The organism is Agrobacterium sp. lyk4-40-TYG-31 (assembly GCF_030209855.1).
GTDB lineage: Bacteria > Pseudomonadota > Alphaproteobacteria > Rhizobiales > Rhizobiaceae > Agrobacterium > Agrobacterium vaccinii.
This window is the reverse complement of the sequence record NZ_JARVRE010000002.1, coordinates 465548-484448: the sequence shown is the minus strand read 5'-3', so window position 1 is coordinate 484448 and position 18901 is coordinate 465548. Positions and strand designations below refer to the sequence as shown.

Here is an 18901-nt window from a genome sequence, read left to right as displayed (position 1 = left end):
CCCACATATGTCACTCAGCCGCAACAAGTGCCTTCAAATCCATGAGATGCCCGGCACGAAGGGTCTTTGTGCGAAGATAGTTCTCGTTTTCCGCCGTCACCGTTCCCGTCACCGGAGCACGCGCATCCACTTCGATACCCCCTGCCCTGATCGCACTGATCTTTGTCGGATTGTTGGTGTAAATGGCGACCTTTGAAATATTCAAATGCTGCAGCATTGCGATGGCCGCCTCGTAGTGTCGGTGGTCCGCTTCTAGACCGAGTTCAGCGTCTGCATCGATCGTATCTAGGCCAAGATGCTGATATCCATAGGCACGCATTTTCGCGCCGATACCCGTGCCGCGTCCCTCCTGATCGAGATAAAGGAGAACACCACCGCCCGCTTGTTTCAGCAGCACCAGTCCATTGCGAAGCTGATCGCCGCAATCGCATTTCAGCGAACCGCAAAGATCGCCGGTGATGCAGGAAGAGTGGATGCGGATAGGCACGGTGCGCGATACGTCCGGTTTGCCGACGACAATGGCAATCTGGTCCTTTTGCGCAAGTCCACCCCGGAAAACGACGAATTCGGAGTCCCCCAAATCCTTGAGGGGAACGCGCGTGCGGACGACCTTCTCGAAGCGCTGACGTGCAACATCTGTGCCCTTCAAGCGATCTGCGGATAATTCGCAGCACCCATCAAAGCTGCCGTGCGAGCTCGAGACGTCGGCAATCACCATGGCTGGGAGAAGAAGCGCGATGCGCGCCAGTTCTGCGGTTTGCGATGCGAGCGCGTCAGCCTCCATCCACCTTTCAGGCCTTTCAGCACCGAGCACGTAGGATAGTGTGGAGGCCTGCTCAAAATTCACGCCGGAGAGTGGCGTCACGATATCTCCGTTGCCGACGATGCCGAGCCGCGTGGCGCGGGGAGCCGTTAGCAACAATGAGTGCCGGTTCTCAGTCGCCATGGCAAACTGGTCATAGAGCGAGGGCGCGACAGCATCCAGCGCCAAAACGGCAAGCTTTCTCTCATTGGAAGACAGAAGAACCGGGCGACCATAACGAAGCTCCGAAACGGCGCGTTCGACTTCAATTTCAGGCGTGGTGAATTGAAAAGGTGACTGGCTAATAGGCGACATATGGCATGCTCTCCCTAGACGTTTTTATTTTTTACGGAGAAGATCGTTCTTGGATTTCTCGGGGGGCAGAAATTTATTTCGGCATTGTGCACGGAACAAAACGCGCCTCTCAGCGATACGCTCCATTGAATAAGCATTTGTGGGATCACGCTTTTGGCATCTTCTATCGGCACCGCAGCGCAGAATCGGCAACGAACAAGTCGCGCGCTATGGATTGCGCGCGCAAATCATTGCGAGATAAGAGACGATAGCCTCAGACAGCTTGATGACAACGAGGTAATCGTCCGCAGTCTCTACAGCGGTATCAGTCGCGGAACGGAATCCCTCGTCTTCAACGGCGCGGTCCCATCAAGTGAATTTGCGCGGATGCGCGGCCCTCATATGGAAGGCGATTTTTCGTTTCCTGTGAAGTACGGCTATTCCTCCGTTGGGGTCATCGAGGTCGGGCCAGCGGAGTTGATCGGCAAAAACGTCTTTTGCCTTCATCCCCATCAGGATAACTTCATCACGACGAAAGACATGGTTTCCGTGCTGCCGGAAAATCTTCCGTCAGGCCGCGCCGTGCTGGCGGCCAATATGGAAACTGCGCTCAATATCGTCTGGGATGCTCTCATCCAACCCGGCGACCGTGTCGCGGTGTTTGGCGGTGGTGTTGTCGGGACTTTGATTGCCAATCTGATCGGACGGATTGCGGGGACAGAGAGCGTTCTCGTTGACAGCAACCCCGAGCGCCGCGCGCACGTGCAAGCGATGGGCATCAGCTTCGCAGAGGCGGGTAAGCTAGATGGCGAATTCGACGTGCTCATCAATGCGTCAGCGTCCGGCGCCGCCCTCGCAGATGCCATTCAGCATGGGGGCATCGAAGCGCGGATTGTCGAAGCAAGCTGGTACGGCGACAAACCGGTTACCATATCGCTAGGCGGTGCGTTTCATTCCAAGCGGCTTTCTCTCATCAGTTCGCAGGTAGGGTCCATTCCTGCGACGCGCAAGGCACGCTGGAGTTTTGCGCGGCGAATGGCGAAGGCTCTTGATCTGCTACACGACGACCGCCTCGACAACCTCATTTCCGGCGAGACGGCCTTTGCTGATCTGGCAGAGGACTATCCACGTATTTTGTCATCACAAGACACGCTTTGCCATCGCATCCACTACTAACGAAAGAGAGACCATGTTCGCAGTCGAAGTCAGAGACCACATCATGATTGCCCATAGCCTTCCACGCCCGGTTTTCGGCCCGGCACAGGGAATGCACGGCGCAACCTTCGTCGTGGATGCGGCCTTCTTCACCAAAGACGTCGATGAGGACGGACTGGCCGTTGACATAGGCGCAGCCACCACTGTCCTCTCGGAGGTTTTAAAGCCTTTGAACTATAAGAATCTGGATGAACTCAGCATCTTCACAGGCAAGATCAGCACGACGGAAGTCATCGCGAAACATGTCTTCGATGAGCTTGCTTCTGCGGTTGCCGCAAAGCGCCTCGGTCCCGGAAGCCACCGAATTTGCCGTCTGAAAATAACGCTGCATGAGTCTCACGCGGCACGCGGCTGGTATGAGGCTGATCTTTGAAAAAGCGCCTCACGTTTGCATACCCCGGAAATCTTGAGCTCAAGACAGGAGGATATGGCTACGACCGGGAAATCATAAAGGGTTTGCGTGATCTCGGTTGGGACATAGACCTTCTCGCGGTTGGGGACGGATTTCCTTCACCTTCCGCGCAAACGCTGCAGGAAGCTGGAGATCGCCTTTCAGCACTTGAGGACAGTAAACTGGTGATGGTCGACGGCCTAGCTTTCGGCATTATGGATGATTGGGCGAAACAGGAGTCCGAGCGCCTCAGGATCATAGCCCTCGTTCACCATCCGCTAGTACTTGAGACTGGATTGAGCGAAGAGCAACAGGTGCGCTTACACGTCAGCGAAACAGCAGCGCTGGCTGCAACGCGCCATGTCGTGGTGACATCTACGATGACGGCGGGCGAGTTGGCTAGGAAATTCAATGTGTCGCCTGATAAAATCACGGTGGCAGTTCCAGGCACAATTAAGCCGCCTGTTGAGAATAAGCAGCGGAACGAGACCCCGCAAATCCTTTCAGTTGGATCCCTTACCAAGCGCAAAGGATATGACATCCTGATTGCAGCGCTTGAACAAGTCGCCGATCTTCCATGGCAAGCAACGATCATTGGGAGTCCGCATCTGGACCCACCCACAGCCCATGCCCTGGCAGAGCAAATCAATACGCTGAAGCTTTCGGATCGCATCATTCTGGCTGGGGAGTCTGACGACCTCGTCCCCGCTTACGCAAACGCAGACATCTTCGCGCTTGCCAGCCGCTATGAGGGTTATGGCATGGTCTTTGCTGAAGCCCTGTCGCATGGTCTGCCGATTGTAGCCTGCAAAGCGGGCGCGGTGCCGGATGTCGTGCCTGACGATGCGGGCTTTCTGGTGCCGGTGGACGACGTGGACGCGATGGCGGCCGCACTCAGGGCGCTGCTGAGCGATCCCCTGGAACGCAGACGTCGTGCAGAGGCTGCTGCGCGCGCTGGTGCGCTGTTGCCAAGCTGGGCTGACACATCGGAAATCATTTCGAACGCATTGAAAGAGTTTGCATGAGCGGCTTCGACAAGAACTGGCTGACACTTCGGGAAGCAGCGGACCGAGACGCCAGATCGAAAGTCCTGCTTGATACGGTCAACACGTATCTCGGTCCGCATCCGCTACCTCACATCATCATGGATATCGGATGCGGCACGGGATCGACTTATCGAACGCTGTCTCCTGCTTTGCCGGGGGCCGTATGGAAGCTGCTTGATTACGAGACAGCCCTTTTAGACGAGGCGAAGCGTCAAATCGGAGACAGTGAAAACATCGAGTTTCACTGTCAGGACCTAAACCAGTTGGACGAGACACTGTTTAACGGCGTCGCTCTGGTGACAGCATCGGCGCTCTTCGATCTCTGTTCGGAGGAGTTCTGTAACCGGTTCGTCGATCATCTCGCACGACGCAAGATCGGACTCTACGCCGCTCTCAACTACGATGGCATCATGGAGTGGTCGCTCAAGCACCCGTTGGATAAGCAGATCGTGAAAGATTTCAATCGTCACCAGCAGTCCGATAAAGGTTTTGGTCCGGCGCTGGGCCCAGATGCCTCAGATCGTCTCACTGCTTTGTGCGAAGCGCGCGGCTTCATCGTGGAAACGGCAAAAAGCCCGTGGCGACTTGGGCCTGAGACAGCCGAATTGCAGAAAGAGTTTCTCTTAGGATTCCGCCAGCCTATTCAGGAAATCGGAAACATCAGCAGCGCAGACTTCAAAGAATGGCTCGACTTCCGCCTATCAAACATTGGCAAAAAGGGCAGCGTCTGCATCGTCGGCCATACGGATTTCCTTGCTCTCCCGGACGCTTGAATTCACCTCCGATTTCAAGCGGCAGTCGAACAGCACATCACTGCCGAGCGCATAAACGTCGGCGGTGGGACGGTGGGCATTGCAGAGCTTGGCAATCGGCGGCAAGGATATGCCGCACGGGCCAGATCCAATGATCAAGGGTGAAATGGCAACGTGGAGGCGGTCCACGAGATTTCCGTCGATGAAGCGGGCGATCGTTCTTGCTCCACCTTCCACCAAAATTCGCTTCAAGCCGCGCTGCGCGAGAGCGTCGAGAATATGAGAAGGGTCCAGCCCCACAGGTCCTCGCTTCAGCGTCACTACATCGCCACGGTGTGAAGTCTGCGGCGCGTCATGCCCTCGGATGACTATGACGGGCGCGCCGCCATCATGAAACAGACCCTCATTTCCTGTCAGTTCACCGCGACAATCGATGATGACACGGGTTGGGCTTGGGCCACTGACCTCACGCACAGACAGGCGTGGATTGTCGTTCTTGATCGTGCCGATCCCCACGATGACGGCATCGACCAGAGCGCGACAGCGATGGAGATGCGCAAGTCCATCGGGCCCGGATATGTCCCGCGCGTCTCCGCTCGGTGTAGCGATGCGGCCATCCAGGGACTGACCGACCTGTGCCAGAACAAAACCTCCTGTTGCCGAGGCGATAGGGCCGTAGAGCGTAAGGGCAGCATCCGCCTCTTTTCTCCTCACCACATCCTTGCCGTCACGAATGGAAAGAAGCCGTGCCCAGATTCTGTCAGTCATGTGAAGATTGCGCATCGACGTTCCTGTCTAGAGAATACGGTAGAGCGTGGTGTCCCGACGGATCAGATGATGGAAGATCACTGCCAGCATGTGTAACGCAAAAAGCCCCAAAACGATCCACGCGCTCCATTCATGGATGGCGGACAGTGTCGGAGCGATCTGCGGAGATTTACCGAGGGGACTCCAGACCGGCACCACCCCGAACCATTCCAACGGAAAGCCGTGAGCGTTGGTTGCCAGAAATCCCGACCGGCATGACGATGAGAAAGACGTAGATCAAGCCATGGACCGTATGTGCGGCGATGCGTTCCAGCGCCGGACCTTGGATCGGAGGAGCGGGTGTGTACAACCGGGCACCGACCCGCAGTAACATGACCCAGAGCACGAGGAAGCCCAGGCTTTCATGGACGAGATAAAAATCGAGCTTCACCTCTTCCTTTACAAAGCCGATCATCAACCCCATCGGCCATGTCAGGAAAACGAGCAGTGCGACGATCCAGTGCAGAACGCGTGAGAACCGGCTGTATTTCGCCACTTGATAGGTTTGATCGTGGGCCATGCTCTTCCTCCTCCGATACGAAGATACTCTCTGAAGAGCAATGAGCAACCAGTCGGTTCAAATCTCCAACATGCTTTGAACATAATCGGTTTTGTTGGCTTCGTGCGTGTTGATTGGAAGGTATGGCAACAGAGGGTTTGGACAAGGGATTCTTTCCCTTGTCCACTGAGCCTCCACAAGGCTCAATCTGCGTCGATATGAACCTGTTCGCCCGTCTGTGGATGAAATGATATTTCGACTTCCCGTCCGTCCTTGTTGCGGGCCTCGACCTCATAGCATCCGTCATCGATATCGATCTCTCGCACGTCGATATCGAGAGGTGCAATTTTTGCCCTCAGGTCGGCTTCGCTCATCCAATCGGCGATCGGCACATTTCCACAACGACGGTCGTCATCTGCGTGCGCCGTGGTTGCAAAAGCAGTGAGTGCGATAGCGGTTGCTGCGAGAATTTTCATGGGATGTTCCTCTATTAGGGCTTCGCTGTGTTGATCCAGGCGTCTTGCTCATGGATTGATCGCACAGTACGAATGTCCCGCTGAGGAACCGCTGACACGGTCTGTCAGCGAAATTTCAGCCAGAGCCTGCTATAGACTGACAATGAACAGCGTCGTTTCCACATTTGCGTTTCTGATGATCGCTTTTGCCTTCGCACTACCTGCACATGCGGATGATAGCGAGTTGGACAGGCTACGTGATGCTGTTCAACGGGGGGAGGTCATGCCGCTTTCCGAACTTCAAGCCCATGTGCACCGCGTGGCTCCGGGTGAGATCGTCAAGGTCGAACTGGAAGAGGATGACGGCAAGTTCATCTACGAGTTCAAGGTCCTCCAGGCAAACGGCCGTCTGGTCGAGATTGAAATGGACGCGCGGGACGCCCGCGTCCTTGACGTAGATAATGACGACGATTGAGCCCGGATGCGTATTCTACTTATCGAAGACGACCCACTGATTACCCGAGACGTCAAACGTCATCTCGAAACCAACGGTTATGTGGTTGAGCACGAGAAAGATGGCGAGGCAGGCTGGTTTCGCGGCGACAGCGAGGAGTTTGCGGCGGCTGTACTTGATCTTGGCCTGCCCGAACTAGACGGCCTATCCGTGCTCAAGCGATGGCGCCAAAGCGAGAGGGAATTGCCCGTTCTTATTCTGACCGCTCGTGGCAGTTGGCAGGAGCGTGTCGAGGGAATTGATGCTGGTGCGGATGATTACCTCGCAAAACCCTTCCAAATGCCGGAGCTCCTTGCCCGTTTGCGTGCTATTATCCGGCGATCTCAGGGAAAGGCCGCGCCTATCCTTCGCGCCGGTCGCCTCGGCATTGATCCCCGCACAAAAGTCGCATCACTGAACGACGTGCCGGTCGAACTGACTCCGCTCGAATATCGGTGCCTGAATTATTTGATGGCACACGGGGAACGCCACGTCTCGCAAATGGAACTGACGGAACAACTCTACGCGCAGGACTTCGAGCGCGAAAGCAATTCGGTTGAAGTCCTGATCGGGCGGTTACGCAAGAAATTTGGCAAGGACATCATTTCAACCCGGCGAGGCTACGGCTACCGGATCGGAGAAGCATGAACACATCGCACCGGAAGCGGCCTTTGTCCATCCGCAGTCGCTTCCTGATCGTCTCACTCATTACCGTTCCGTGTGCCCTGACCTTGGCTGGGGTGTTCATGGTCTCCGTGTTCTCCACCAATGTCGAGCGCAGGCTGGACGCGGATTTGACGGGCCATATCAACAACATCGCCGCGACCCTGCAAGTATCGCAGCAAGGCCAACTGCAACGCCCGAACGGTTTCATCGACAAGCGATTTACCGATGCCTATAGCGGGCTTTATTGGCAAATCGGCGACGCCACGTCGAACAACAGGTTTCGTTCCCAGTCACTGTGGGACTTTACTCTGGATGTGCCAGTCGATTTGGCGTCGGATGGTGCGGTTCATCGCTTTGTGTTGGCAGGCCCGGAAGGAACGACGCTTGCAGCCCAGTTGCGCCAGATCATGGTACCGACAGTTAATGGTCTCACGACGCTCAACGTCACTGTTGCAGCAGACAAAAAGCCATTGGAAGACGCCGGGTACCAATTCGCAGCAGATCTCGCCCCCTATCTAGCCGGGCTTGCGATCTTCCTGATTGCTGCATCCTTCGTTCAGGTCATATTCGGCCTGAGGCCAATCTCATCGCTGACATCTGCGCTCAACACCATCCGCGAACGTCGGACAGGGAGATTGGACGACGTTCTGCCCATAGAGTTCCAGCCCGTCGAACAGGCCGTCAATCGCCTGCTCGATGCTCAGGCTCAATCGCTCGAAAAAGCGCGCCAGAGGGCTGGCGATCTGGCACATGGTTTGAAGACACCGCTGACAATACTCGGCAATGATGCACTCACCCTCAGGGAAAAGGGTGAAGTCGAGATGGCGGACGAGGTAGATGGGCTATTGGCTTACATGAAAGGCCATGTCGACGCAGAATTGACGCGCAGCCGGATCGCGACGAATGCTGGCATGCGCCAATCCGACGCCAATCTTCAGGAGATTACCGACCAGATCGTCCGCACCCTTCAGAGAACGCCGAAGGGCGACGCTTTGACCTGGCGGATCGATATCCCCACTTCGGTGGTCCTTCCGCTTGATCCCCACGATCTGCGAGAGCTGGTCGGGAATGTGATCGAGAATGCGGTCAAGTGGGCCAGTTCGGAGATTGTCATTGCCTATGCCGACAACAGTCTTGGTATCAGCGACGATGGCCCCGGCGTCGATCTCGATAAGATCGGCTCCCTGACAGAGCGTGGTGTGCGGCTGGATGCGAAGGTGCCCGGAACCGGCTTCGGCCTGTCCATCGTCAGAGAAATTTGCGACGTCTATGGGCTTGCTCTGTCCATCGACAACCGCAGAACGTCAGGGCTGCACGTTCGTATCGGGTTCGGTACGTAGTTGCCGGAAGGGCAAGGCCGTGCCCTGCCCTTCCGCTTTACAAATTCGCTCAGGCAACCTCTGCGTAGAAACGCTTGAACTGAGGAGCAACGCTTGAATGACGTTCCGATCCGCCGACCGTCACTTCGATCTTTCTTCCGCTGCGCTTTTCTCTTTTCAGCCATTCACTGATGGTTTCAGCGCAGGTGTGATCGAGATACTGGAGGTCCTGGGCCTTGAGTTCCACCTTGTGACCCGGCGGAACACTCTCGAAGGCCGACAGGATCGACGGCACATTCGTGCATGTTGCCGCACCTGCCAGATTGAGCACCACGGCATCCTCGCTGTCCTGACGGTCGATGCGAAAACGGCGGCGTAGATGCGGAATGATCTGCGCGAGAGACAGAGCAAGCCCCACGGTGACACCCACCAGCAGATCCTGCACCACGACCATGGTGACCGTTACAGTCCAGATCGCAACAGGCATCCAGCCGTAATGGCCAAAAAGCGTCCGCACATGCTGCAGGCTGACGAGACGCCAACCGGTTACGAGCAGAACGGCCGCAAGTGCCGTCAGGGGAACGATTGCCAGCAATTGCGGCGCCAGCGCTATCAGGCACAGGATCCATGTGCCGTGCATGATTGTCGAAAGCCGCGTCTTGGCACCCGCCTGCACGTTTGCAGAAGAGCGCACGATGACGCCGGTGATTGGCAGACCGCCCAGCATGCCGCACAGACCATTACCGATGCCCTGAGCAAACAGTTCCTTGTTGAAGCGTGCGGGTCGCCCGTCATGCATTCGATCCACCGCGGCCGCGGACAGAAGCGTCTCCGCACTTGCAATGACCGCAATCACGATAGCGGCAATCAGAAGGCCGGGCTCCTGCAATCGTGCAAACTCTTCCACGCCCGGTATTGTCACCGCATCGAAGAGAGACGCCGGAAGCTCGACACGACGGATCGACAGATCAAGCATTGCGGCAAGAAGGGTGGCGACAAACACCCCGATCAATGCGCCGGGCACAAGCTTCATGGAATGCGGACGCAGTTTTTCCCATCCAAGCATGAATGCAAGTGTGACCAGTCCTATCAGCAACGCGCTGAGGTGGCTGGTCATGCCGTCCTGCCAGAGATGCCCGACAGTCTCATCGATAGCCACCACGTTTTCTATCGCGCCAGCGGCAGGCTTGGCATCCATGAGCACGTGGATCTGACCGAGGATGATCAGAATGCCGATACCCGCCAGCATGCCGTGGACAACGGCAGGCGAAATGGCACGAAACCAGGACCCGATCCGCAGAAAGCCCGCCAGGATTTGCAGAATACCGGCAAGCACCAGCACGGGACCCAGAGCGGCAATGCCGTATTGGTCGACAAAGCCGAACACAATGACGGCAAGTCCGGCAGCGGGTCCGGAGACCTGGAGGGGAGACCCGGCAAGGGTACCGACCACGATGCCGCCGATGATGCCGGATATCAGACCCATGGCAACAGGCACGCCGGACGCTATCGCAATGCCAAGGCACAAGGGAACTGCGACGAGGAAGACAACGATCGATGCCGCAAAATCCGCAATCGTCGTTGCAAACGGTTTGGTGAGCGGGCGACTTTCGTCGCTCTCAGTCCACGCTTTGTTGCTCATTGTTCTCACCCCGCCATTGCAAGGTTTGCGGGTTCGGGAACGACATGAGGCTCCGCACGACCACTGACGGCAACGGGAATCGGCTCGCTATCGGCGACATCCCGGAAGCGCGAGCTCTGGCCGTCATAGGCCAGCACGCTGCCGCAATCGATGTCGAAAAACCAGCCATGCAGTGTCATTTCATTGCGCGCGAGGCTTGCGGCGACCGATGGGTGCGTCTGAAGGTGCGCGAGCTGAATGACGACATTTTCCATGGCAACCGCACGCACGCGCTGCTCCTCATCGATATCAGGGGGATAGGCCTGGCAGACGATGGAGTGGGCGGCGTGTCCGTGGCGAAGCCAAGCGGCCACATTTGGCATGCTGCCAAGGCGCTCCGGGTGGCAGAGCCCCTTCATCGCGCCGCAATCGGAATGTCCGCAGACGATGATGTCACGAACGTTCAAGGCAACGACCGCATATTCAATCGCCGATGAAACCCCGCCATTGGCTGTCTGGAAAGGTGGCACGATATTTCCGGCATTGCGGCACACAAAAAGATCACCTGCATTGGCCTGGGTGATCGTTTCCGGCATGACCCGGCTGTCTGCGCAGGAAATGATCAGCGCCTGCGGTTGCTGGCCCTCTTTCGCCAGACGGCGGTAGAGCGATGCCTGATGCGGAAAAACGTCATCCCGAAAGCTGCTGAGACCCCTAAGCAAATCGTCCATTGCTTGTATCCTTCCTCTGCTCAGACGAGGCCCTGTGACGGCCCCCGCCTCACTGAAGCGATTATTCGCACCGCACAAACTAGGGAGGGGAAAATGACAAGTAGCTGACGATAAGAACCCGAAGAAATTTCGAGCTGACTTAAAACGACCAAAAGATTCAATAACATACAATCCTAAAATAAATTTCTTTTCATAGCTTTGGATGAATTTCCTGGTTAATCTTGTCAGAGGACGTATGAGATTTCATCCCCTACCATTTGCAGAGGCTGCGCGTGTGCAACGCACACGAAAGCCAACGAACTGGGGCCGTTGAAACGAAACATCGTTGCTATAGCCGTTTAATTGTCCTTCGCCCCCACTAAGCTAATAACCAAAAAGTGCCCGCTGACACCGCTTGCGCAAACCGGTCTCACGCTCAATAAAAGACTGTAAAGATACCGGTTCAACGAAACACTCTGACCTCACTCATGACAGGCTTGTTCAGCGATGATAACTCTCCGTATTAGGCACATCGTGCAGGAGGAATCTCGATGAAAGACGCTTTACTCGTACTGACTATTTCCACGGTGACTATTTTGGGAGCAAGCGTGCCGGTCCTTGCGCGAAGCAACGACTTCAACCTCACGTATTACGTGGAGCGGACGCCGGAAGCTGCACTGGACATTAAAACCTGCGGCGCGGCTGTGGAAAATGCAGCCGCCAAGGCAGGCTACGAGGCAAATGTCCAAAACTTTCCGGGACAGCTCGTCCTTGTTAGCGGAGGGAAGGAAGGTCAAGGTGTCTTCACCGTTCAATGTATTGAAGTCGAGAAAATGACCGTGAGTGTGGTTCAGGGGATCGATTACCGCAATCAGAAAGCCGCTCTTGGTCAATTCGCTGATGACGTTCAAGCCGCCATCATCGCAGCAAAGAAGTAAATTGGAACATGACTGTGACCCAAGCGACCCCGACCATCGACAGCGTGATTGCCGAAGAAGCATTGCTTCATATCCCGACGTTCCATTATGACTTCGCCTGGACGCTTGGGAGCATGATCCGACAAAAAGCGGCAGAGAAACAGTACCCCGTCGCAATCGAAGTCAGGCACGGAAACGACGTCGTGTTCGCCACGCTTCTGCCAGGGGCGACGATCGACAACTTTGGCTGGACCAAACGCAAATGCGCGGTCGTCCATCGCTTTCATCGCAGCTCCCTCAGGGTCAGGCTGGAAGCAGCCTCTAGGGGCTACGATTTCAACGCGAAGTTCGGGTTGCCGATCACGGAGTACGTCGCCAGTGGCGGTGGGTTTCCATTGATCCTGACGGGAGGCACGCTTGTGGGTTCGGTGGCTGTGAGCGGACTTCCGGACGTCCAGGATCACACGCTCATTACTGAAACTCTCAAGGAAATGCTGGGCCTTTGAGGACCTCAGCCTTTTGGTCGATATTCGCCCTCAATCTCATTCATCCGCGTCCCTAGACGTCCATAACGGTTGGAGACATGCCGCCGCATAAACATTATCCCTCGAAAAGCACGAATGCCGCCCAGAGCGACGGATCCTCGGCCTTGTTGATCTCGCCTTTCATGGCTGCGATCCGCGTCTTGCGAAGCGCAGCAGCATAATCGAGTTTTTCCTTGGACAGCACCCGATAATAGTAGGCCATGAAATTGGCTGTGCCTTCATCGTTGACATCCCACAGCGCAAGCAAAGAACGCCTCGCACCGGCGATGGCCAGTGCGGTCGGCAGACCTCGGACATTTCCGAGACGGCTGGGATCACCCTGTGCGGTCTGGCATGCTGAGAGCACGACGAGATCGACCGAGGACAAATCCCAGGTCATCAGTTCACGCGCGTAGAGCGTCCCGTCTTTGTCGCTGATGCCGGGCTTTTTCGCGTTTTGCGCCCCGGCAACAATCAGACCGCTGCGCCACAGGGCGTCAACGGCATCTGGACCATTTTCCTCGTTGAAAAAGCCATGGGTGGCGAGATGGACAATCGATGCATCGGTAGACGCCCGGCGGATGGATGCCTCGTCGCCCTTGCGGCCTCTCAGCGACTGCACCGCCATCCCGGCTTCCCCTAGATTGTCTGCGACATCGCGCATCTCGTCGCGCGTGAATGGAAGCGGCGTTTCGTTTCGATAGCTCAAATCGCCTACGATGAGCGCGCTTTCGCCCGCCGCCGGTCTGTCGCGCTTCTCGGCGAAGAAAATCGCGTCGGCTCTTGTCAGAAAGTGCAGCTGGAACGCCTCGTCGAGATATCGTCCATCAGGTGCCTTCATGACTGAAAACGGGATGCTGTAAAGTGCCGCATCCAGCACGATGTACAGCTGCTTTTTGCCAGCAATCACACTCTCCAGCGGGCCGAAGAGCCCGGCATAGAGCTTGGCAAAGCGCTGTTCCACATCTTCTTCCGCACCGGCCTGCGCCATGATGGCCGATAGTGACCCAAGGTTGACGATGGTGGGTACATGGTCCCGTTGCCGTATGATGGCCTCGAGCCGTGCATCGTCACTTTTGTCATCACCATTGCGGGTGCGACGTGAATTCACGAAGAAATCGATCATCACTGAATCCGGGGCCAGCGTATCCTCAATATCCGGGGCCAGCGTATCCTCAATGGTATCAGGTGTACCGCCCTGCACCAGCGAGGCCGGCAGCTGTTCGCGTGTCGCTTTCAGCTCCGCAAGCATCTTGCTGATATCGCTGTCCACATCGCCAGATGACAGAAGTTCCTGCTGCTGCCCCATCAGCCGCACGACCTTTTCAGTCAAGCGTTTGAGGTTTGGATCGGTGATTGTTTCGGCAGCCATGCGCAGACGGGTCCGCTCCCCGCTTTCCATCGACTTCCAGCGTGTGACGGCATTCGCATAGGCAGAGGCGGCCTGCGGATTGGACTGCGCAAACTCGCCGAATGCCAGCAGCATGTCATCGGCAAGGCGTCGCGTGGTTTCCGCGACATATCGGTTACCGGAAGAGCCGACCTCCCGCAGCATCCATGAAAACATCTTTTCATCGAGCTGTTCAAACGACTCCAAAGTCTTGGTATCGTTACGCCGTAGATGCGCCGTTGCCACCTCCAGTTCGGCATCGAACGTGATCGGATGCAGTTCGCCGAAGGCTTTGCCGGAGATGTCGTAGGCCTCTTCGCGAAGGGCAAGGGCCTGGTTCGTGTCGTCACGCATCTCGAACTGCTCTGCGGCCAGTTGGGCAGTCTTGACCCGCATCAAGTCGGGAGCACTCCGCCAATCCTTGATGGCAGCCATTGCTGCCAAAGACGCGTTGTCCAGCCGGGCGTTCCGGCTGAAATAGGCGTCTGCATAGGCCTTCCACTTTTCGCCCTGGGCTGCATGTTCCGACGTCGGGTCGGCGAGCGCTTCACCGATCTGACGCTGCTCCTCAAAGGCCTTGAGGGCGCCCTCCTTGTCACCCAAAGCGAGGAGGTCCAAACCAAGATTGGAGGCGCTGACGAGTGCTTGAATACTGGCCCGACCATAATGCGCGATACGCACCTTGAGAAGGAATTCATCGATACCGCGCGCGACCTCTGGATGATCGACCATGCGCAGCGCCTCCGCAAAATTGTTCGCGGTGCGCCAGGTCAGCGGAGCGTTTTCACCAAGGGAGGCAAGAGCGGTCGTATAGACCTCCTCCTGAATATTGAGGCCTGATGCAACGGCGCCGTTGGCGACAAGCAAGGAAGCAAGGTTGTCCCCACCGGCGATCGCTTGTTCGGATGTCTTGCCGAATTGCCTGTCTAGCAACTCGCGCGCCATGCGGGCTGCGTCAATCGACGTATCGATGTCGTCGCCGGATTTGGTGAGGAAGCGGGAATATTCGAACCACAGGGTAGCAAGTTCCCGGCTCTCCTTCTTTGCGGCAGTCGTACCGAGGCCTTCTGTGAAAAAAGCTTTGGCCGTTTCGGTCTGCCCACTATCAGCAAAGGATTGCCCCGCCCGCCTGTATTCATCAAGGGTAAGGCCGTGATTTTTTCCCGCTGCGGCATATTTCAGGGCCGCTTGAAGCCGTGGAAGGCCCGTGTCGATGTCACCCGTCTGAAGAAAGCTGTACGCGCCGAAAATACGAGCCATTGTCTCAAAGACACTTCCCTTACCGGCAAGAGCTGCGGCCCTGGTGATATAGCCTTCCATCAACCGCGTTTGAGTGGCGCGATCACCAGTTGCGCCTACCGCGTTGAGGAGAAGGTTGTAGAAAACAGCCAGCTCTTCGCGGTCGAGTTCCTTGTCCAAATACTCTTGAACAGCAAGACCATCGCGAGCGGCACGGTCCCAGTTTCCCACCATGGCGTCTAGCTTGAGCGCTTGAAGCCCGAAGCGCCCGGCCAAGAAGCTTTGACCGTCCTTCCGAAATTCCAAACTTGTCTTCCATGCCAAAGCTCTGGCTGCGTCGGCATCAGTTTCCGAAAGTTGATTGACTTGCTGACCGATCTCATGCGCGCGGGTTTCTGCAGGGCGGCCTTGTGCCGCAAAGACGTGGCACGAGAGGAAAAGCAGGATCACAAGCACAGAGCTGGCTATCCGTAAGAGCCCAGCCAACCCTGCGGTCTTCGTTAAACGCAGTGCCTCCATCAAGCTTTGCCTCGCTGAACGATCGAAATAATCCAGGCAATCACATTCGCCAAAGCGATGACAATGCTCGCGCCGATGAACATCCGTGCCGTATCGAGAGCTCCCTGGTTCGTCAGGATAAACCCGAAAGTTCTGTCAACGCACCAGTCCCCGCAGTTTGGTCGGGCAAGATATGATGCGACGTTAACGAGGCTGAACAGACACCATGTCAGAAGCGCTTGATAAAGCACAATCGAAACGATCAAAAGCTTCCATTTCCAATCCATCTCAATATCCCTGACGCCCGCATTAAATTTCTATAGTAAAAGCCAAAAATGCAACTCTCTTAAAACGTGATTACCGCGACGATCTTTGCAAGTCGCACTTCTTCGGTCGCAAGCCGAATGCGCTCGTTGACGCTAACCCATAATGAGGAGCTCGACACAATCTGACCCTTGATCGCGACCGATCCCGAATTCTCTGTAGCCACTAGAACGAATGGCATATTCATCGAACTGCCGTGGCGCCGATAAACGTAGGCGGTTAAAGGCATCGCTATCCGATTTGATTAAAATCTTTCTATCGATCAAGCTCTTGACCGCTTCCTCGGAAACGCCGCACCAGCGTGAGACGATAGCGTTGTCCATGGACCCCATATCCTCGGAGCTTTCCAGATTTGCGGCAGCGAAGACCTGTCGAAAGTCATCATCATCGATGTCACGTAACACTGCCGCCTTGTCAGGCGGTGTTCTTTTGATCTCCATTTCTCCGATCTGTTGAAGCACGATTGCCCCTATCGAAAACAGCGCCACGGCGAGGCAGCAGATGCCAATTATAAAGTTTTTCAACTTGAGTAACCCAGTTTCGGCAGTTGCTGCTCTGGTGACGTCGAGGTTTCCAACACATCCTTATCTATTTCAGATGACACGAAAGCGTCGAATTGTTAAGCCTTTGGTTGTGCTTTCAGAGCAGTTGTTTTTCCCTAAACACATCTTTTCGTAGCTGCAAAACGGGAGTTGAGCCAGGCACATGGTTTTGAATTCGAACATGACGCGACGCCGTCTGCTTGGTACGACAGGCATGCTTCTGGCATCGGCAACATGGATTCATGCAAACTCTTTGGAGAAACAGGCTTTGCTGAAGCTTTGGGATGAATGGAAAGCCGACTGGCGGTGGATGGAAAAACGGACAACCGACCTTGGATGGAAGGTCACGCCTCTTCGGATCGGACCACCAGCGTCAGAGTTGCAGGTTCGAGTCCTTGAGAGCCGGTTTGGTTTTCCTGTACCGTCTCAATTACGGGCTGTTCTCACACAGCTATCAGGTGAAGTGGAATTTGGCTGGTACGTGCCTTCTCATCTTCATTCCATGGAGAGAGACGAGATGCCGACGATGAGCTTCAATCGCGGTGATATCTGGAGCCTATCCCACATCGAGCAGATGGCCATTCCGATCTTTTTGGAATGGAAAAAGGATCTGGCGTCACAGGACCTGTCGGAAGCCCCCAACAAACCGGAGATGTGGGAGCATCAGTTTCCATTTTACAATCTCATCAACGGTGACTGGCTGACGATCGATACGTCCGACGCGGACCCTGAAAAGCAGCCGGTTCGCTATTTTTCCCATGATCTGGAAATGATCCACGGACTGGCAGTAGCCCCGAATTTCTTCACCTTCATGACGCAGATGTCGAAGCTTGGTCTCGCGGGCACGGAATGGGCGTCATGGATGCGATTCAGTCGAGGTCAGGTGAACGACACGTTTTATCTGGATGCAGACACACCCGGTGCGAAGGGATGGCTGGCTTGGATAAGGCGCGACACGAATGGCACCGAGCCGGACGAACCGCCGATTGTCGTGGTCGAAGAGACAGTCGCAGATGTAGCCTTGCTCAAGGCGGCGCGGGCGAACTCCCTCTTAGGCGTCAATGCCGCACTTCTGGCAGGAGCAAAACCGGATTGCGTGCCCGCCAGTCAAAGACTGATGGAGGAGATGGTTTGGGGCGAAGAGTTCTACACCGCGATATCTTACGCGATACGCAACAACAATACGGCAATGATCGAGCGGCTTCTTCAGGTGGGCGCGACGCTCAACACGCGACTGTTGCCGTTGAATGTTGCCGTTAAAGAAGGTTCTCTAACAACCGTTCGCTGGCTCATCGAGCATGGTGCTAGAGTAAATGGGTGGAAGAACCAGCGATACTGGCCCTTGCATGATCTTGTCGTGACACGCAGCGTGGTCGCGTCCATGACGCTAGAGGAATATCACGACACGCTTCGCAAGAGCTACAGCGTCAGCGGTTCGTCGCTGGATTCAGAGATTGAGAAGCAACTTAAATGGCATATCAGCCGGGCGGATTACATCCAGATGCTGGAAGCCCTGCTTGCCGCTGGTGCGGATCCCGATGCGCGGTGGGACAACGGACTGACGATGCTCGCCTGGGGCGGTGACGTTACTGCCAAAGTGTTGCTCGCGCATGGAGCCGATCCCAACATACGAGACACAAGAGGCGCCACGCCTCTCCATTTCGCCCGCACTGGAGAAAAAGTGCGCTTGCTGGTCGGCGCCGGTGCCGATATCAACGCGCTTGAGGTCTCGCCGGACGTTGAGAACAGCTCAGGATATACGCCTCTTCAATCTGCGTTGCTGACTCAGAAGCTGAGCGGAGACAGCCCCATAACCGCGCTGCTCGAACTCGGCGCAGACCCGAAACGTCTCAGCGCCGACGGTCGCACAACGCTCGCCTATTGTTTCGATGAAGTCAGTTTCAAAATGATTTCCGCCAGAGGCGTCGATCCCATGACGCTTCAACCGGGAAGACAAACGCTTCTTCACAATCTGACAAGCCACCACTGGCTCCCTCGCCAAACCTTCCCGAACGAAGTGGCCTTCATGGATTTTCTGATGGGTCTGGGCATAGATATCAACGCGCGCGACGACAAAGGGCGCACAATGCTTCACTACGCTGCGGAAAGAGAAGAAAACGAAGGTTCCAAGCCAAATTACGAAAGCGTTATCGCACGCGGGGCCGACAAGAACATCGCGGACAACGACGGAAAACGTCCGTTCGATTTGGTGGCGGGGTCTCTTGTGGATATCCGAGCGGTGCTGAAGTAAGTATTCGCGGCTTTTGCACTCGGATCTGCGGCAATGATCCACATCGTGTAATCAGCATGTCGGCATTCTGTTGCGCCTTGGAAAGACTTTAACAGCGTTATTCTAAGGTCATTCTTTGGTGACAGCTGAGAAGCTCTGTTCTCGAT

At 55.9% G+C, this 18901-nt stretch carries 17 protein-coding genes and 1 pseudogene; 10 read left to right on the top strand and 8 right to left on the bottom strand.

Features of this window, described 5'->3' with window-relative positions:
- Nucleotides 1–10: 10 nt before the first annotated feature.
- Nucleotides 11–1117 (bottom strand): GTP cyclohydrolase II RibA, encoded by a 1107-nt coding sequence (gene ribA, locus QRN55_RS02945; protein ID WP_233123619.1) that lies wholly within the window; start codon nt 1115–1117, stop codon nt 11–13.
- Nucleotides 1118–1483: 366 nt separating this feature from the next.
- Here ribA and QRN55_RS02940 point away from each other — a divergent pair, with 366 nt between their 5' ends.
- From QRN55_RS02940 to QRN55_RS02925, 4 genes are read left to right on the top strand one after another with little or no spacing between them, the layout of a single operon-like run.
- Nucleotides 1484–2272, top strand: coding sequence for a zinc-dependent alcohol dehydrogenase (locus tag QRN55_RS02940; RefSeq protein ID WP_233123620.1), 789 nt, complete (start codon nt 1484–1486; stop codon nt 2270–2272).
- A gap of 13 nt (nt 2273–2285) precedes the next feature.
- Nucleotides 2286–2684 (top strand): 6-pyruvoyl trahydropterin synthase family protein, encoded by a 399-nt coding sequence (locus tag QRN55_RS02935; RefSeq protein ID WP_233123621.1) that lies wholly within the window; start codon nt 2286–2288, stop codon nt 2682–2684.
- Nucleotides 2681–3727 carry a glycosyltransferase family 4 protein gene (locus QRN55_RS02930; protein WP_284774664.1) on the top strand — a complete coding sequence of 349 codons (1047 nt, stop codon included), beginning with the start codon at nt 2681–2683 and terminating at the stop codon, nt 3725–3727. The genes QRN55_RS02935 and QRN55_RS02930 overlap by 4 nt, the downstream gene beginning before the upstream one ends.
- Nucleotides 3724–4521: a class I SAM-dependent methyltransferase gene (locus tag QRN55_RS02925; protein WP_284774662.1), complete on the top strand. Its 798-nt coding sequence runs from the start codon at nt 3724–3726 to the stop codon at nt 4519–4521. Before QRN55_RS02930 ends, QRN55_RS02925 begins: the two co-directional genes overlap by 4 nt.
- Here the strand turns inward: QRN55_RS02925 and QRN55_RS02920 are convergent.
- The 3 genes and pseudogenes from QRN55_RS02920 to QRN55_RS02910 form a co-directional block, all read right to left on the bottom strand.
- Nucleotides 4450–5268, bottom strand: a complete 819-nt coding sequence (locus QRN55_RS02920) for a RibD family protein (protein WP_284774660.1) — start codon at nt 5266–5268, stop codon at nt 4450–4452. The two genes, QRN55_RS02925 and QRN55_RS02920, sit on opposite strands and share 72 nt — an antisense overlap.
- Before the next feature lie 27 nt (nt 5269–5295).
- Nucleotides 5296–5827, bottom strand: a pseudogene (locus tag QRN55_RS02915) (cytochrome b).
- Between the two features lie 182 nt (nt 5828–6009).
- Complete coding sequence (locus QRN55_RS02910; RefSeq protein ID WP_112500206.1) at nt 6010–6282, bottom strand: PepSY domain-containing protein; 273 nt, start codon at nt 6280–6282, stop codon at nt 6010–6012.
- A 142-nt stretch (nt 6283–6424) separates the two neighbouring features.
- Between QRN55_RS02910 and QRN55_RS02905 the strand changes: the two genes are divergently transcribed.
- The 3 genes from QRN55_RS02905 to QRN55_RS02895 are packed head-to-tail and all read left to right on the top strand — an operon-like array spanning nt 6425 to nt 8760.
- Complete coding sequence (locus QRN55_RS02905) at nt 6425–6736, top strand: PepSY domain-containing protein (protein ID WP_112500205.1); 312 nt, start codon at nt 6425–6427, stop codon at nt 6734–6736.
- Nucleotides 6737–6742: 6 nt separating this feature from the next.
- Nucleotides 6743–7402, top strand: coding sequence for a response regulator transcription factor (locus QRN55_RS02900; protein WP_112500204.1), 660 nt, complete (start codon nt 6743–6745; stop codon nt 7400–7402).
- The gene (locus QRN55_RS02895; protein ID WP_284774657.1) at nt 7399–8760 is read left to right on the top strand and encodes a sensor histidine kinase; all 1362 of its coding nucleotides are present in this window, start codon (nt 7399–7401) and stop codon (nt 8758–8760) included. Before QRN55_RS02900 ends, QRN55_RS02895 begins: the two co-directional genes overlap by 4 nt.
- A 49-nt stretch (nt 8761–8809) precedes the next feature.
- Here QRN55_RS02895 and QRN55_RS02890 read toward each other — a convergent pair whose 3' ends face one another.
- Nucleotides 8810–10381 (bottom strand): SulP family inorganic anion transporter, encoded by a 1572-nt coding sequence (locus QRN55_RS02890; protein WP_112500202.1) that lies wholly within the window; start codon nt 10379–10381, stop codon nt 8810–8812.
- A gap of 5 nt (nt 10382–10386) precedes the next feature.
- A complete protein-coding gene (locus QRN55_RS02885) occupies nt 10387–11091 on the bottom strand; it encodes a carbonic anhydrase (RefSeq protein WP_111839295.1) in 705 nt (234 codons plus the stop codon).
- A gap of 530 nt (nt 11092–11621) precedes the next feature.
- On the opposite strand from QRN55_RS02885, the gene QRN55_RS02880 reads away from it, so the two are divergent.
- Nucleotides 11622–12008, top strand: a complete 387-nt coding sequence (locus QRN55_RS02880; protein ID WP_233123626.1) for a DUF6180 family protein — start codon at nt 11622–11624, stop codon at nt 12006–12008.
- Nucleotides 12009–12016: 8 nt separating this feature from the next.
- Nucleotides 12017–12493, top strand: coding sequence for a heme-degrading domain-containing protein (locus QRN55_RS02875; protein ID WP_422387333.1), 477 nt, complete (start codon nt 12017–12019; stop codon nt 12491–12493).
- 94 nt (nt 12494–12587) lie between these two features.
- Here the strand turns inward: QRN55_RS02875 and QRN55_RS02870 are convergent, their stop codons facing one another.
- Nucleotides 12588–15446, bottom strand: a complete 2859-nt coding sequence (locus tag QRN55_RS02870; RefSeq protein WP_284774652.1) for a CHAT domain-containing protein — start codon at nt 15444–15446, stop codon at nt 12588–12590.
- 611 nt (nt 15447–16057) lie between these two features.
- On the bottom strand, nt 16058–16486 hold the full coding sequence (locus QRN55_RS02865) for a hypothetical protein (protein WP_284774650.1): 429 nt from the start codon (nt 16484–16486) through the stop codon (nt 16058–16060).
- Between the two features lie 181 nt (nt 16487–16667).
- Between QRN55_RS02865 and QRN55_RS02860 the strand changes: the two genes are divergently transcribed.
- Nucleotides 16668–18755 carry an ankyrin repeat domain-containing protein gene (locus tag QRN55_RS02860; protein WP_284774649.1) on the top strand — a complete coding sequence of 696 codons (2088 nt, stop codon included), beginning with the start codon at nt 16668–16670 and terminating at the stop codon, nt 18753–18755.
- Nucleotides 18756–18901: the final 146 nt, after the last annotated feature.